General features: G+C 63.5%; 14 protein-coding genes. 2 read left to right on the top strand and 12 right to left on the bottom strand.

What is annotated here, in order from left to right; genetic code table 11:
* Position 1 precedes the first annotated feature (1 nt).
* Both BLS08_RS08945 and BLS08_RS08940 read left to right on the top strand, forming a co-directional pair.
* Positions 2-853 carry a DUF3034 family protein gene (locus BLS08_RS08945; RefSeq protein ID WP_017678005.1) on the top strand — a complete coding sequence of 284 codons (852 nt, stop codon included), beginning with the start codon at positions 2-4 and terminating at the stop codon, positions 851-853.
* Positions 854-867: 14 nt separating this feature from the next.
* Complete coding sequence (locus BLS08_RS08940; RefSeq protein ID WP_186351437.1) at positions 868-1,275, top strand: group I truncated hemoglobin; 408 nt, start codon at positions 868-870, stop codon at positions 1,273-1,275.
* Between the two features lie 9 nt (positions 1,276-1,284).
* On the opposite strand, the gene lpcA is transcribed toward BLS08_RS08940, so the two are convergent.
* The 12 genes from lpcA to minC all read right to left on the bottom strand — a co-directional run bounded on the left by lpcA (position 1,285) and on the right by minC (position 13,687).
* Positions 1,285-1,872, bottom strand: a complete 588-nt coding sequence (gene lpcA / locus BLS08_RS08935) for a D-sedoheptulose 7-phosphate isomerase (protein ID WP_017678003.1) — start codon at positions 1,870-1,872, stop codon at positions 1,285-1,287.
* Between the two features lie 14 nt (positions 1,873-1,886).
* The gene (locus tag BLS08_RS08930) at positions 1,887-3,176 is read right to left on the bottom strand and encodes a M18 family aminopeptidase (RefSeq protein WP_017678002.1); all 1,290 of its coding nucleotides are present in this window, start codon (positions 3,174-3,176) and stop codon (positions 1,887-1,889) included.
* A 186-nt stretch (positions 3,177-3,362) separates the two neighbouring features.
* Positions 3,363-4,787 carry an outer membrane protein transport protein gene (locus BLS08_RS08925; protein ID WP_236699033.1) on the bottom strand — a complete coding sequence of 475 codons (1,425 nt, stop codon included), beginning with the start codon at positions 4,785-4,787 and terminating at the stop codon, positions 3,363-3,365.
* Positions 4,788-4,945: 158 nt separating this feature from the next.
* Positions 4,946-5,467: an alkane oxidation protein activator PraB gene (praB, locus tag BLS08_RS08920; protein WP_017678000.1), complete on the bottom strand. Its 522-nt coding sequence runs from the start codon at positions 5,465-5,467 to the stop codon at positions 4,946-4,948.
* 579 nt (positions 5,468-6,046) lie between these two features.
* On the bottom strand, positions 6,047-7,312 hold the full coding sequence (locus BLS08_RS08915; protein ID WP_017677999.1) for an efflux RND transporter periplasmic adaptor subunit: 1,266 nt from the start codon (positions 7,310-7,312) through the stop codon (positions 6,047-6,049).
* A complete protein-coding gene (locus BLS08_RS08910; RefSeq protein ID WP_026088673.1) occupies positions 7,302-8,789 on the bottom strand; it encodes a TolC family protein in 1,488 nt (495 codons plus the stop codon). Before BLS08_RS08910 ends, BLS08_RS08915 begins: the two co-directional genes overlap by 11 nt.
* Complete coding sequence (locus BLS08_RS08905) at positions 8,782-9,984, bottom strand: ABC transporter permease (protein ID WP_017677997.1); 1,203 nt, start codon at positions 9,982-9,984, stop codon at positions 8,782-8,784. Before BLS08_RS08905 ends, BLS08_RS08910 begins: the two co-directional genes overlap by 8 nt.
* A gap of 8 nt (positions 9,985-9,992) precedes the next feature.
* Complete coding sequence (locus tag BLS08_RS08900) at positions 9,993-10,697, bottom strand: ABC transporter ATP-binding protein (RefSeq protein WP_026088671.1); 705 nt, start codon at positions 10,695-10,697, stop codon at positions 9,993-9,995.
* Between the two features lie 309 nt (positions 10,698-11,006).
* Positions 11,007-11,642: an RluA family pseudouridine synthase gene (locus BLS08_RS08895; RefSeq protein ID WP_017677995.1), complete on the bottom strand. Its 636-nt coding sequence runs from the start codon at positions 11,640-11,642 to the stop codon at positions 11,007-11,009.
* A 149-nt stretch (positions 11,643-11,791) separates the two neighbouring features.
* Positions 11,792-12,046: a cell division topological specificity factor MinE gene (minE, locus tag BLS08_RS08890; protein ID WP_003241592.1), complete on the bottom strand. Its 255-nt coding sequence runs from the start codon at positions 12,044-12,046 to the stop codon at positions 11,792-11,794.
* A complete protein-coding gene (minD, locus tag BLS08_RS08885) occupies positions 12,043-12,858 on the bottom strand; it encodes a septum site-determining protein MinD (protein ID WP_017677994.1) in 816 nt (271 codons plus the stop codon). The genes minE and minD overlap by 4 nt, the downstream gene beginning before the upstream one ends.
* A gap of 100 nt (positions 12,859-12,958) precedes the next feature.
* The gene (minC, locus tag BLS08_RS08880; RefSeq protein WP_017677993.1) at positions 12,959-13,687 is read right to left on the bottom strand and encodes a septum site-determining protein MinC; all 729 of its coding nucleotides are present in this window, start codon (positions 13,685-13,687) and stop codon (positions 12,959-12,961) included.
* Between the last annotated feature and the right edge of the window lie 71 nt (positions 13,688-13,758).

Below are 13,758 nucleotides of genomic sequence, written 5' to 3'. Positions count from 1 at the left end.
CATGCGACTCGCTTATCTGTTGGGCCTGTGCCTGTGCGCCGAGCTGGCTGCTGCCGGCGAAGGCCGCCTGCTGGCCACCGGCGGCGCCACCAGCCTGGAAGGCGCCGCCGGCGGCGGGATCACGCCCTGGGCGGTGCTGGCCGGTTACGGCGAGCGCGGCGAGTGGGGCGCAGACGTGTTCGCCACCCGCGTCGAGACCGGCGACTACCGCCTCGACGTGGCCGGCGTGGCGGCGGCCTACGGCAACCGCATCGAGCTGTCCTACGCACGTCAGCGCTTCGACCTCGGCACCCTGGCCCGTGACCTGCGCCTGCCGGACAACAGCCTCAGCCAGGACGTGCTCGGCCTCAAGCTGCGCCTGGCCGGCGATCTGATCTATGACCGCCTGCCGCAGATTGCCCTCGGCCTGCAGCACAAGCGCCAGCGCGACTTCCTCGTGCCCAGCCTGGTCGGCGCGCAGCGCCGCGAGGACAGCGAAGGCTACCTGGCGGCCAGCCGGCTGATTCTCGGCGGTGCCTTCGGCTACAACCTGCTGCTCAACGCCAACCTGCGCTACAGCCGGGCCAACGAACTGGGCCTGCTGGGCTTCGGCGGCGACCGCCGCGACCGCCATTCCTGGCTCAAGGAAGGCTCGGTTGCGGTGTTGCTGGATCGGCACTGGGCGGTGGGCATCGAGTACCGGGAAAAACCCGACAACCTGAGCTTTGCCGGCGAGAGCGACTGGGCCGATCTGTTCGTCGGCTACTTCCCGAACAAGAACCTGGCCCTGGTGCTGGCCTACGCGCGACTCGGCGAGATCGCCACGCTGGATAACCAGGACGGTGTCTACCTGTCCGTGCAGGGGAGTTTCTGAACGTGCGCCTGGCCATGCTCTGCCTGCCGCTGCTGCTGGCAGCCTGCGCCCAGCAGGCGCCGCGCGACGACGGCCTGTACCGCGCCCTGGGCGAGGAGCCCGGTATCGTGCGGATCGTCGAAGGCATGCTGCTGGGCAGCGCGCGCGATCCGCGCATCGCCCGGCACTTTCTCGACATCGATATCGAGCGCCTGCGTGAGAAGCTGATCGAACAGCTGTGCTTCGAGAGCGGCGGCCCCTGCGTCTACACCGGCGACAGCATGGAGGAGAGTCACAAGGGCCTGCGCCTGACCCCCAGCGATTTCAACGCCCTGGTCGAGCACCTGCAGGACGCGATGGAGGCCGAGGGCGTGCCGACGCCGGCGCAGAACCGCCTGCTGGCGCGCCTGGCGCCGATGCGCGGGCAGGTGATCGACCGCTAGTGCCTGGGCTCAGGTGTAATTCTGCGGGCTCAGCTTGCGCTCGATCAGCTCGATGAGGATGTGCAGGGTCTTGATGTGCAGTTCCTGCACGCGGTCTGCGAAGTCGCCGCCCGGGGCGCAGATGCAGACGTCGGCCAGGCTTTCCAGCAGCGAGCCGGGTTTGCCGGTCAGGGCGATCACCTTCACACCCAGCGTCTTGGCGGCTTCGGCGGCCTTGACCACGTTGGGGCTCTTGCCGCTGGTGCTGATGGCGATCAGCACGTCACCTTCGCGACCATGCGACTCGATGTAGCGCGAGAAGATGAAGTCGTAGCCGAAGTCGTTGGCCACACAGCTGATGTGGCTTGGGTCGCTGATCGACACGGCGGCGATGCCGGGACGGTTCTTGCGGTAGCGCCCGGTCAGCTCCTCGGCAAAGTGCATGGCGTCGCACATCGAGCCGCCATTGCCGCAGGAAAAGGCCTTGCCCTTGTTCTCGAAGCTCTCGACCAGCAACTCGGCGGCCTTCTGGATATTGCTCAGGGTCTGTTCGTTGGCGAGGAAGGCCTCCAGCGCGCGCTGGGCTTCCTGCAGGCTGTTGCGGATATGTTCGATCATCGCGTCTCAGAACCTCAAGGGAGTTCAGGGCTGGAATAGAAGGCTGTCAGCACTTTCACCAAGTGCTCCAGGTCGTGGCTGCCGGCCAGTTCGCGAATCGAATGCATGGCGAAGGTGGGCAGGCCGATGTCGACCGTGCGCACGCCCAGCTGGCTGGCGGTGATCGGGCCGATGGTGGAGCCGCAGGCCATGTCGCTGCGCACCACGAAGCTTTGCACCGGTACTTCGTTTTCCAGGCACAGGTGGCGGAAGAAACCGGCGGTCTCGCTGTTGGTGGCGTAGCGCTGGTTGCTGTTGATCTTGATCACCGGGCCGGCGTTGAGCTTGGGGCCGTGGTTGCCATCGTGCTTGTCGGCATAGTTCGGGTGTACGCCGTGGGCATTGTCGGCCGACACCAGCAGCGAGCGCTGGATGGTGCGGACGAAGGCGTCGCCGTCTGGCAGCACGCGGCGCAGCACCTGCTCGAGGAAGGGACCGTCGGCGCCGCAGGCCGAGCAGGAGCCGACTTCTTCATGGTCGGTGCAGACCAGCACACAGGTTTCCTCGTCGTCCGCGTCGATCAGCGCCTGCAGGCCGGCGTAGCAGGACAGCAGATTGTCCAGGCGGGCGCTGGCGATGAAGTCCTGGTTGAGGCCGACGATGGCAGCGCTCTGGGTATCATAGAAGCTCAGCTCGTAATCCAGCACCGCGTCCGGGTTGAAGTCGTGCTCCATGGCCAGTTGCTCGGCGAGCAGGGCGCGGAAATCGGCGGTTTCGCTGCTGGCGAGCTGGGCCAGGATCGGCGGCAGCTCGTTCTGCGGGTTGATCGCCCAGCCCTGGTTGGCCTCACGGTTGAGGTGAATGGCCAGGCTTGGGATCACGGCGATGGGCTGGTAGAAATCGATCAACTGGCTCTCGACCTTGCCGTCGCGGCGGTAGGTCACGCGGCCGGCCAGCGACAGGTCGCGGTCGAACCAGGGGGCGAGCAGGGCGCCGCCGTAGACTTCCACGCCGAGCTGGAAGAAGCCCTGGCGCTGCAGCTCCGGGTTTGGCTTGACGCGCAGGCATGGGCTGTCGGTATGCGCGCCTACCAGGCGAATGCCGCCATCTACGGCCGGACGCTTACCCAGCTTGAAGGCGATGATCGAGGAGTCGTTGCGGGTCACGTAATAGCGGCCGCCAGCTTCGGTGTGCCAGGTCGCGCGCTCGTCCAGGTGACGATAACCGGCGGCTTCCAGGCGCATGGCCAGGCTGGTGGTGGCATGGAAAGGGGTCGGCGAGGCGTTGAGAAAATCGAGCAGGCCTTGAATCAGTTCTTCGCGCATGTATCACTCCGGACAGCGATGGCGCAGTGTAACCGTTTTGCCTGTTCTTGGCAGAGCGGCGCATGCATGGCCCGGATAGAGAACGGCAATATTGCGTGAGGGACGGCAGTATCAGATGACGAGTGCCCGGAACAAAAAAACGGATACCGACAGAGCCCCGATCTGCCGGTATCCGTACGCTGCAAATCAGAATTTGTAGGTGGCCGAGAGGCTGAACACGTCACCCTTGGCTTTCACTTCACCATCCATGCTGGCGCCGCCCAGGCGATCCTGGTTGACGGTGCGCAGCCGCGCCTTGTCGACGAACTGGTGGGAGTAGGCCGCGTCGATGCTCAGGTTCGGCTCGGTGGCGAAGCGGTAGCTGCCACCGAAAGAGACAAAGGTGCGATCGCCATCGGGAATCCGCGCGTCACGGGTGGAGTTGCGGGTTGGCGTCTGATCCAAGGCCACGCCGGCACGCAAGGTGAGCTGCTCGGTGACGCGATAATCGCCGCCGATCGAGTACATCCAGGTGTCCTTGTAGTCGTAGGGAATGACTACCAGGGTGTTGCCGTTGGATTCGAGCTTGAGTTCCTTGAACGATGACCATTGCGTCCAAGTAACGCTGGCACCCAACGAGAAGCGGTCGTTGAACTCATGGACCCAGTCCAGCGTGGCGCTGGCAGGTACATCCAGACGGGACTTGGCATCGGCGCCGTCCGGGTTCAGGTTCAGGCCGGGGAAGGCCAGTTCGATGGCGGTCGCATCGCCGAAGACCGGAGGAAACAGCGGGTTGGTCATCAGATCATAGGAATATTGATCCGCATGGATGTTGTAGTCCCCTTTGAGCTTGTTGCGAATGCGGGCGTGATAGTTGAGGCCCAGCGTGTCGCGCTCGGTAGGTTTCCATGCGACACCGGCAAACCAGCCGAAGGAGGTGTTGTCCACCTTCACCCGGATCAGCGCATCGCTGATACCTGGTGGCAGGCCCAGCGGTAGCTGGGACGATGGCGTGCCGGCAGCAGCCAGCAGATCGAGGTTCTGGCTGATGAAGCCCTTGGTGTGCTGGACGATGACGCCACCGCCGACGGCAAAGGCATCGTTGACCTTGAAGGACAGGGAGCCGGTGAGGCCGACGGTCTCGATCTTGGTATCCACCGCGAAGTCCTGACCTTTCCAGTCACCATCCCAGGTGGTTTGCGCACCCATGGGCACCACCTGGCTCAGGCCGAAGCTCAATCGGTCGTTGATCGGCATGACCAGAAAGCTGGTGGGCAGTGCCTTGCCGAAACCACCCTGACCGCCATCGTTGGTGATGGGACCGTTATCGATGATGTTGCCGGTCGGGTTACCGGCCGGGTCAAATTCCAGGTCGCGATCCGAGCGCGGGTCGCCCTGATGGTCGTAGACGTTGCCTTTGTACTTCAGGCTGACCCGTGCATGGTGCACGGACACCTGAGCGACGTTATGGTCGATGAATGCCATGGCGGCAGGGTTGTTGAACGCAGCGCTGGGATCGTTCTTCCACATAGAACCGCCAGCAAATGCACGGCCCCAGCCTGGTGTGCCGTAGGTCGGAACACCGAATGCGCCCGCCTGAACCTGAGAAGCGGCCAACATGGAACCTGCCATGGCGGCAATCCAGATAGTTCGGTGTGTTTTGGCAGAGAGAATATTATTTTTATTGCGCATGGCTGATCTCTTTTGTCTGAGAACTTCATTACTTCCAATAACCCGCGTCGTTATTGAACGATTCAATGCGGACGCGGGTTATTACTACGTGCAACTATTCAGTTGACCGAAATGGCCGGCGCCTGAACGTTCAGAGAACGAATGTTGCAGTTGCCTGCCAGTGCCTGTGCGGAGGTAACGCGCAGGGTGCTATTGGAGTTGGTCCATTGCACGTTGATGGTGGTCGGGCCTGCGCAGTTGGAGGCCGGGATCAGGGGCGGGGCACCGGCGATGGTGAAGCCGACGCCGGATACGGTACCGAGCCAGGTTTCGCCACTGTCGGTGGTGGTGCTTGGAGTCAGTGTCCATGGCAGGCCGGTGATGGTCGGCAGCGCACACAGGCCGCTACCACTGACGGTCACGGTGTTGATGTTGGCGCTAGCCCCGCCGGCGTTGATGGTGCCGTTGAAGACGACGCTGCAGTTCACCGTTGCGCCAAAGGACGAGGGCCCCGAAACGCCGATGGTGCCAGTTGCGGTGAACGGAGAGCTACCCGTGATGGTGGCCGCCGAGGCCATACCGGAAATACCCAGGCCGATTGCCAGGGCACCGATGACACTAACCAGTTTGTTGTTTTTCATTGTTTCCTCACTAACAGATTGTTGTTGTATGTATGGCTGTTACGAGATGCACAACAAAACACAGACCTATCTCTTCCAGCCCGAACTTCCCGAACAGTCCCGAGTGTTTTTTCAGGCAGGCGCTCGGGATACAGCTAACTTCATGCAAGTGTCGTCATATGCATGCAGTTGACTGTTTTGCAGGCGAAGCAAAAGTTCGCCGAATCGCGGTGAAACGTCCTTATTTCTTGCCGGGTGTAATGGCTGAAGAAATAGAGTGGGAGGCCACAACATGCCGAGGCGTGATGTGATTGCGCCCAGACAGAAAGCAGGAGCGGATGAAGAGTTGCCTAGCGAGCAGTTCCATCTGGTTCAAGCTCCCCGTTATGTGTTGGCAGGACCATTCGAGTTGAGCGATATGCAGACCGGGCGGTGCAATCGGCGGGCTCGTTGTCTGCCTCTAAGGTAATCTTCTGTGGCGAAAGAAAACCCCAGCCAAGGATGGGTAGGACTGCTGACCGATCGATCAGCTGTGAGTAACCGGGAAGAAGCTACACACCGCCTGTCGCCGATCCATACCAATGGATGGGGGCGGTGTGCTCAGTTTGCGACTCGTACGTAACCGGGCTCGAGCCCGAAGACTTCCAGCCCATCAGGCATCGAGCGTCCGGCCTCGACTTCGACCACGCTGACGGGATGCTCGGGGGCGCTGCGGTAGTCGAGCAGCCACTTGTCTCCGGCTCGACGCATTGCGGCGCTGGGCACCACGAGCGCGTCGGGATTGTGATAGGTGAGGATGCTCAGCTTGGCGCTCATGCCCAGCCTGACCTGGCGCATCTGCGCTTCATCCAGTTCCGGGATGCTCACCACGACTTCGAACTGAGAGCTGCCGCCGGGCACGCTACCGCCGAGGGCCTGGCCGCCCACCACCATGACCTTGCCTTGCAGGTGCTGGCCATCGAAACCGTCGCCGGTAACGTCGACCGGCTGGCCTTCTTTCAACTGGTTGACGTCCAGTTCGGCGACTCGGGCAATGACGCGCAGCCCCTCGATACTGGCGAGGCCGAACAGGGGCTGGCCCTGGCTGACCCGGCTGCCTGTCTGCACTGGGCCTTTGGCTGCCTCTTCGGCGCTTATGCCGGGGGCCTGCACGACGATGCCGGAGAACGGCGCGAGGATATCTCCTGAGGCCAACTGTCGGCTCAGCGCCGCGTGCTTGACCTCGGCATTGGCCAGCTCCATCTCGGCGATCTGCCGGTACTCGCCGCGGCCGCGTTCGAGCACGGCTTGCAGCTCCGCCTCCGCGGCCTGCAGGTCGAGGCGCTGCAGCTGCGTCTGTCGTTCCAGCTCTTCCAGTTCGTTGCGGGCAACGATGCCTCGCTCATGCAGGGAGCGTGTGTCCTTGAGTTTCTGTTCGTTGCCGTCCAGGCCCATCTGCACGCTGCGCAAGGCGCGCCGTGCCCGGCTTACCTCCTGTCCCGCCTCCCAGTCCTGAAGTTCGCGCACCGTACGACGGGCCTTGAGCAGCGTGGAGAGGGCATCACGTACCTGCACCTCCAGCTCGCTGGCATCCATGCTGAGCAAACGCTCGCCCTTGATGACCCGTTGCCCGGGTTCGACGAAGTTGTTGGCGATGTTGCCGCCAAACGGAGCGCTGATGCTGATGGTGCGCGCTGGTTCGATGCGGCCGACCAGGCCGATGCGATGCTCCAGGTTGCTCGGCTGCACGGCCAGCCACTGCCCGGATGGCGGTTCGGCAGTGGCGCGTGGCTGGATCTGGAACGACAGCGCTGCGATGCCCGCCAGCAGTGCGAGTCCGGTGATCATCAGGCGCGGTAGGCGCCAGTGTTTGCGCTTAGTGGTCATTGAGGATGATGTCCCAGCTTTCCAGCGTCATGCCCAGGGTCAGGTCCAGCTGCGTCTGCGCGTTGAGGTAGGCGATCACGGTGTTGAGACGAGCGTTCTCGGCGTTCTGCAGGTCGCTCTCGAAGCTCAGCACCTGAAAGTTGCTGGAGCGCCCGGCGGCCAGCTTGTCCCGTTCGATCGCCAGCTTGCGCTTGGACAGTTCCACACCACGCTGGGCGATTTCGTACTGGCGCCAGCGGGTGCTTACATCCCGTATGACATCCTTGACGTTGCGGATCAGTGCCTGCCGGGCATCGGCCAACTGCAGTTGCTGATCTTCGACGTTGATCCGGGCATGTACTTCCCCCTGGCGTCTGCTCAGATCGCCGATGGGGATGTCGAGCCGTATGCCGGCATAGCTGTCCCAGCTGCGATCTGCGCCATTGCCATAGGTCGAGCCGTAGCGATCTCTGGCCTGATTGGCGCCGACTTCGAGCGACAGATCCCAGAGGCTCTGGTTCTTGGCGACCAGCAGGTTGATGTCCGCTTGCTGGCGCATGATCAACTGGCGCAGAAAGTCGGGTTGCTGTCGCTCGGCCAGACTGATGGCCTGGCCGGGATCGATCTCGATCGCTTCAGCGTGCAGGGCATCGGTTGCCCGCACTGGCGAAGAGAGATCCAGCGCGAGCAGGCGCAGCAGCTCCAGGCGGCTGCGGTCGACCAGATTGGCCGCTTCCTCGACGCCAAGCTCCTGGCTGGCCAGGCTGGCTTCGGTCTGCACCACCTCGAACTCCGCCATCCGCCCAGCCTCGATCATCGCCTGGTTGACGCTCAACAGCTCCTGCGAACGCTGTAGGGCGGCCCTGGCGATGTCCAGCTGCTCCTGGGCGCGCAGCAGCTCGCGGTAAGCGAAGATGATCGCCGCGACGGTCTGCGAGATGCCGGCCTTGAGGCCGAGCCTGTTGGCCTCTTCGGTCAGTTGCGCGAGTCGCAGTGGCGCGGTGGTGACGTCGCGCCCGCCGCCACGCAGCAGCGGCTGGATGATGCTGAAGTCGACGCCGTCGTTGCGGCGCCAGCCCGCCTGGTTGGCTTGCGTGTGGTACTTGCTCCAGCCGAGGCTGACCACGGTGCCGTATTCTCCCAGCAAGGTCGCTGTGGCGCCGAACTGACCCGCACGCTGGCTATCGGCATGCCCCCGCGAGGCTCGGTAGCTGTTGGAGAGATACAGTTTGGGGTTGAACGCGTCCTCCGATACCCGCAGGTCGAACTTGTCGGCGATGCGCCAGAGGTAGGCGCTCTTGATCGAGCGGTTGTTGCGCAGCCCGAGAAACACCGCGTCGACCAGCGACAGGTCGGCCATCTGTTCACTGAGCAGTTCAGCTGGCGCCGGGTCGGGCATGCTGGGTGCCGAAGGGCGCAAGGGCTCTTCCCGCCACGCCTGTGCTGGTGCGCTGAGGGTAACGATGAGGAACGCGCCGAGCGCCAGTCGCCTATTCATCGCGCAGCGCCTCTACCGGTTGCAGGCGCGACGCGGCGATGGCCGGATGCAGACCGAAGAACAGGCCGACCAGCACCGTACTGCCGATGCCCAGGGGCAGCGCGCCGGGGGCCAGAAAAAATGCCCAGCCAGACAGCTGCGCATAGCCCCAGCCTCCCAGCATGCCGAGAACGGCGCCCAGCAGTGCGCCAACGCTGGTCAAGGCCACGGCCTCGACCAGGAACAGGTTGCGGATATCTCTGCGCCGTGCGCCCAGGGCCAGGCGCACGCCGATCTCCCGGCGGCGTTCGCTGACGTTCATCAGCATCACGTTCATCACGCCTACGCCGCCACCTATCAGCGAGACGACGCCGAGCGCTGCCAGCAGGTAGGTGAAGGTTCGGGTCTGCTGTTGCATGCCCTCGAGGATCTGCTGCGCGAAGATCAGGGTAACCGGAGCATCCCCAGCGATGCGCTGGGTGAGAGCCTGGCGCAATTGCTCGCCGGCCTGGATGACTTCTTCGGCGCTGTTGGCGCGGGCCACAACGTGGCTGATCTGTGGCACGGGATTGATGCGCGTCATGCCCTCCATGGGGATGAACAGCGTTTCGTTGGCATTGAACGGCAGGAGCATGCCGGGGGCACCTTCCTGGAGAATGCCAACGACCCTGAATTGATAGGACTGCAGGCGTAACTGATCACCCGGTTGCAGCGGATCGTCCGGCAGGCTCAGGGTCTGTGCCAGCGAGGCGCCTATGACCGCATAGGCTTCCTTGCGGTCGAACCCCGACAGCGACCGGCCGCTGGCGATATCCAGACGCGCGGCCTCGAACAGTGCCGGGTCGGCGCCGATGATGTTGGCGTTGCCGATCCGTCCGTGGAAGATCGCCGGTGCGCCATAGGTCATCACCGGAGACAGGCTGGCGATGGCCTGGGTTTGTCGAGCCAGCGCTTCCACGCTCAGACGCAGGGGCAGGCCGTCGCGCCCGGTGGGTTGTGGTGGCAGCTGCAGCACCAGGGTATCGCTGCCCAGGTTGCGGAAGATCGCTATCGATTGCGCGGCGGCATTGCCGCCGATGTTGAGCAGGGCCACCACCGAGCAACTGCCCATGACGATGCCCAGCAGGGCCAGCAAGGAGCGCCGACCGAGCATGCGTAGGCTGTTCAGCGCCTCGACCAGTATCTGTGCGGCGCTCGGCCCGGTACTCAACGGCATGGCCGGGCTCATGCTGCGCCGGCCTCGCGCAGCAGCCCCTGGTGCACCTCGACCTGGCGCGCCAGGCGGTTGGCGATCAGCGGGTCATGGGTGACCACGATCAGCGTCACGCCTTGCTCGCGGTTGAGCTCGAGCAGCAACGCCATGATCTCCTGGGCTGTGCTGGCATCGAGATTGCCGGTCGGTTCGTCGGCGAGAATCAGTGCAGGCTTGCCGACCAGCGCGCGGGCGATGGCGACGCGTTGGCGCTGCCCACCGGACAGGCTGGCGGGGCGATGCTCGCTGCGTTCGCCCAGGCCGACCCTGGCGAGCATGGCGTGCGCCTGTTCGCGCGCCTGGCCGGGCGCGATGCCGCGATAGGTCAGGGGCAAGGCGACGTTGTCCAGTGCGCTGAGGCGGGGAAGCAGGTTGAAGCTCTGGAAGACGAAACCGATCAGCTGGTTACGCAGGGCGGCCAACTGGTCCGGGCTGGCCTGGGCGACGTCGATACCATTGAGGTGGTAGTTGCCGGTATCGGGCAGGTCGAGCAGGCCGAGCACGTTGAGCAGGGTGCTCTTGCCCGAACCGGAGCTGCCGAGGACGGCGCAGCTCTCCCCGCTGGCGATCCGCAGGCAGACGTCGTCGAGGATATGCAGCGTTTTGTCGGCAAGCCGGTAGTGCTTGCCAATGTGCTGCAACTGGATGAGCTGTTCTTCGTTATTGTTTTCGAGCATCCCGATGCCACTGCCTGCGTCCATGTCGATGAACCACTGAGCATCGCCTTGTCAGGCACTTCACGGAGCCGACGCCATAGGGCTCTGTTCCGGGAAATCAGAGGGCGGTCGTCTTTCTGAAAGCGGTCGCAACAGGACCATGCCCGATAGCAGGATTGGCAGCGCTGGCTTGTCTGTAAAGCCAACTTTCTTCTGGTTCGCGCAGGCAGTGTTACCGATGCTCACACCTTCCATGTCGGGTGGCTGAGCGTGCCGAAACGGGAGATGGATGAGGGCAGGCATCGGGCTGCCCTCGGCGCAGGCGACAGATCAGAACGGAGCGGGGCACTCGAAACGCATGCGCTCACCGGTTTGCGGGTGGGTGAGGGCGAGCATGCTGGCGTGCAGGCACAGGCGCTCATGGGCGGCCAGGGCCTGTTCGTGAGCGTAGAGGCGGTCGCCCAGCAGTGGATGGCCGATGGACAGCATATGCACGCGCAACTGGTGCGAGCGCCCGGTGATGGGCGTGAGCTCGACCCGGCACCAGTCGCCGCAGCGCTCGATGACGCGCCAGTGGGTCAGGGCGTGTTTGCCCAGTTCGTGATCGACCACATGACGTGGTTTGGTCGGCGGGTCGTAGCGCAGCGGCAGATCGATGCTGCCGCTGTCGGCCTGCGGCTGGCCCCAGCACAGGGCGGTATAGGCCTTCTCGGTTTCACGGTCGTGGAACTGCCGGGACAGCTCGCGGTGGCTGTCGGCGTCGCGAGCGAGGACGATGATGCCGGAGGTTTCCCAGTCCAGCCGATGCACGATGCGCGCTTCCGGGTAGCCGTTTTCCTGCAGGCGGGTGACCAGGCAATCCTTGTTGTCATCGGCGCGGCCGGGCACCGACAGCAGCAGGGTGGGCTTGTTGATCACCAGCAGGGCAGCGTCCTGGTGGAGAATTTCGATCTGGCTTAGCGGCATGGGGCGTTCGCAACGGTCTGGTAGGAGCGAGCTCTGCTCGCGAAAAATGCAGGTTACCGATATTCGCGAGCAGAGCTCGCTCCTACAGGCTATCGATGGCTACAAACGAACACGGCGGCCGAAGCCGCCGTGAACGCAACCGGTCTCGATTAACGATCCGGCAGGGTAATGTTCAACTCCAGGATCGAGCAACTGCCCTGGTTTTCCAGGGCGACCTGGACCTGATCCGATTCGATGTTGACGTACTTGCGGATCACTTCCACCAGCTCCTGCTGCAGGGCAGGCAGGTAGTCCGGCTGGCTGCGCTGACCACGTTCGTGGGCAACGATGATCTGCAGGCGCTCTTTGGCGATGGATGCGGTGGTTTCCTTCTTGCGCGAACGCAAGAAGTCAAAAATATTCATTCTCGACCTCCAAACAGGCGCTGCAGGAAGCCCTGCTTCTTCACATCCAGGAAGCGGTGCGCCACGTCCTTGCCGAGCAGGCGATCGACTGCGTCGCTGTAGGCCTGGCCGGCATCGCTCTGGTCATCGAGGATGACCGGGATACCCTGGTTGGATGCCTTGAGCACGGCCTGGGATTCGGGGATCACGCCGAGCAGGCGAATGGCGAGGATTTCCTCGACGTCTTCGACGCCAAGCATCTCGCCCTTGGTGACGCGCTCGGGGTTGTAGCGGGTGAGCAGCAGGTGTTCCTTGATCGGTTCTTCGCCTTTCTCGGCGCGGCGCGATTTGCTCGCCAACAGGCCGAGCATGCGGTCGGAGTCACGTACCGAGGATACTTCCGGGTTGGTCACGACAATGGCTTCGTCGGCGAAGTACATCGCCAGGTGCGCGCCTTTCTCGATGCCGGCTGGCGAGTCGCAGACCACGTACTCGAAATTCTGCGACAGCTCGCTGATGACCTTCTCGACGCCTTCCTGGGTCAGCGCGTCCTTGTCACGGGTCTGGCTGGCGGCCAGCACATAGAGGTTCTCGAGACGCTTGTCCTTGATCAGGGCCTGGGTCAGGGTCGCTTCGCCGTTGACGACGTTGACGAAGTCGTACACCACGCGGCGTTCGCAGCCCATGATCAGGTCGAGGTTACGCAGGCCGACGTCGAAGTCGACGATGACGGTCTTGTGCCCGCGCAGGGCGAGGCCGGTACCGATGGCAGCGCTGGTGGTGGTTTTACCGACGCCACCTTTGCCGGAAGTGACTACGAGGATCTTGGCCAAGGTGATTCACCCCAAAAAATGAATAAAACGCGGGAATCTGAGGCCGTTAAAGGCTTCCAGATGCCCTTTTTGTGTCCGTAAAAAGTGGCCGCAGTATCCGTTAAAGGCGGGTGATGTTCAACACGTCACCCGACAGGCTGACGTGCACTGCATCGCCCCACAGCGGGTCGCGGCGCAGGTCTTCGGCAACCTTGTAATGGCCGGCGATCGACAACATTTCGGCGCCCATTTGCTGACAGAAAATCCGTGCCTTGGTGTTGCCCTTGATGCCCGCCAGGGCGCGGCCACGCATGGGCGCGTAAACATGGATGTTGCCATCGGCGAGAAGTTCCGCCCCGGCGCTGACCGGTGCCAGCACGATCAGATCGCCACCCTGGGCATAGATCTGCTGGCCGCCGCGCACCGGGCTGGTGATGATGCGACTGGGTTTGTGCTCGGGTTCGGCCGGTTTTTCTTCGATTTTCTTTGGCGCTGGATCGAGGAGGCGTTCGCGTGCACCGGACGGCGGCAGTACCGGCAGATCCATGGCTTCGGCAGCGGCGACGTCGCTTTCCCGCGAGGCGCGGATGGCCAGGGTGCGCAGGCCATGGCGGCGGCAGACGGCCATCAGCTCGGCCAGGTCCAGTTCACCTTCGCCTTCCGGCAGTTTGTCCAGGGCCAGCACCAGCGGCGTGTTGCTGAAGAAGGCCGGGGCCTGGGCGACTTTTTCCGTGAGTTGCGCGTCGAGGCGTTCGAGATCGTTGTGCGCCAGTTCCATCACGGTGATGGCGAGCATGCTGCCCTTGAGCTGGAATACGGGGTCTTGGGCGAGGAGGTCGGCTTGGCTCATGGTGGTGCGATGGGCCTTCTGGCGAGTCGAAAGATGCCGGACTTATAACGAGATAGCCCGCATGCCGCAAG

The sequence above is a fragment of the Ectopseudomonas chengduensis genome (genome assembly GCF_900102635.1).
Lineage (GTDB): Bacteria > Pseudomonadota > Gammaproteobacteria > Pseudomonadales > Pseudomonadaceae > Aquipseudomonas > Aquipseudomonas chengduensis.
Note: the sequence above shows the minus strand (reverse complement) of the source record. Positions and strands in the feature narration are given on the sequence as shown.

Bases quoted from the DNA above. Each gene is read 5' to 3' on its own strand.
- BLS08_RS08945 (WP_017678005.1), top strand. From the start codon at position 2: ATGCGACTCGCTTATCTGTTGGGCCTGTGCCTGTGCGCCGAGCTGGCT.
- BLS08_RS08940 (WP_186351437.1), top strand. From the start codon at position 868: ATGCTCTGCCTGCCGCTGCTGCTGGCAGCCTGCGCCCAGCAGGCGCCG.
- lpcA (WP_017678003.1), bottom strand. From the start codon at position 1,872: ATGATCGAACATATCCGCAACAGCCTGCAGGAAGCCCAGCGCGCGCTG.
- BLS08_RS08930 (WP_017678002.1), bottom strand. From the start codon at position 3,176: ATGCGCGAAGAACTGATTCAAGGCCTGCTCGATTTTCTCAACGCCTCG.
- BLS08_RS08925 (WP_236699033.1), bottom strand. From the start codon at position 4,787: ATGGCAGGTTCCATGTTGGCCGCTTCTCAGGTTCAGGCGGGCGCATTC.
- praB (WP_017678000.1), bottom strand. From the start codon at position 5,467: ATGAAAAACAACAAACTGGTTAGTGTCATCGGTGCCCTGGCAATCGGC.
- BLS08_RS08915 (WP_017677999.1), bottom strand. From the start codon at position 7,312: ATGACCACTAAGCGCAAACACTGGCGCCTACCGCGCCTGATGATCACC.
- BLS08_RS08910 (WP_026088673.1), bottom strand. From the start codon at position 8,789: ATGAATAGGCGACTGGCGCTCGGCGCGTTCCTCATCGTTACCCTCAGC.
- BLS08_RS08905 (WP_017677997.1), bottom strand. From the start codon at position 9,984: ATGCCGTTGAGTACCGGGCCGAGCGCCGCACAGATACTGGTCGAGGCG.
- BLS08_RS08900 (WP_026088671.1), bottom strand. From the start codon at position 10,697: ATGCTCGAAAACAATAACGAAGAACAGCTCATCCAGTTGCAGCACATT.
- BLS08_RS08895 (WP_017677995.1), bottom strand. From the start codon at position 11,642: ATGCCGCTAAGCCAGATCGAAATTCTCCACCAGGACGCTGCCCTGCTG.
- minE (WP_003241592.1), bottom strand. From the start codon at position 12,046: ATGAATATTTTTGACTTCTTGCGTTCGCGCAAGAAGGAAACCACCGCA.
- minC (WP_017677993.1), bottom strand. From the start codon at position 13,687: ATGAGCCAAGCCGACCTCCTCGCCCAAGACCCCGTATTCCAGCTCAAG.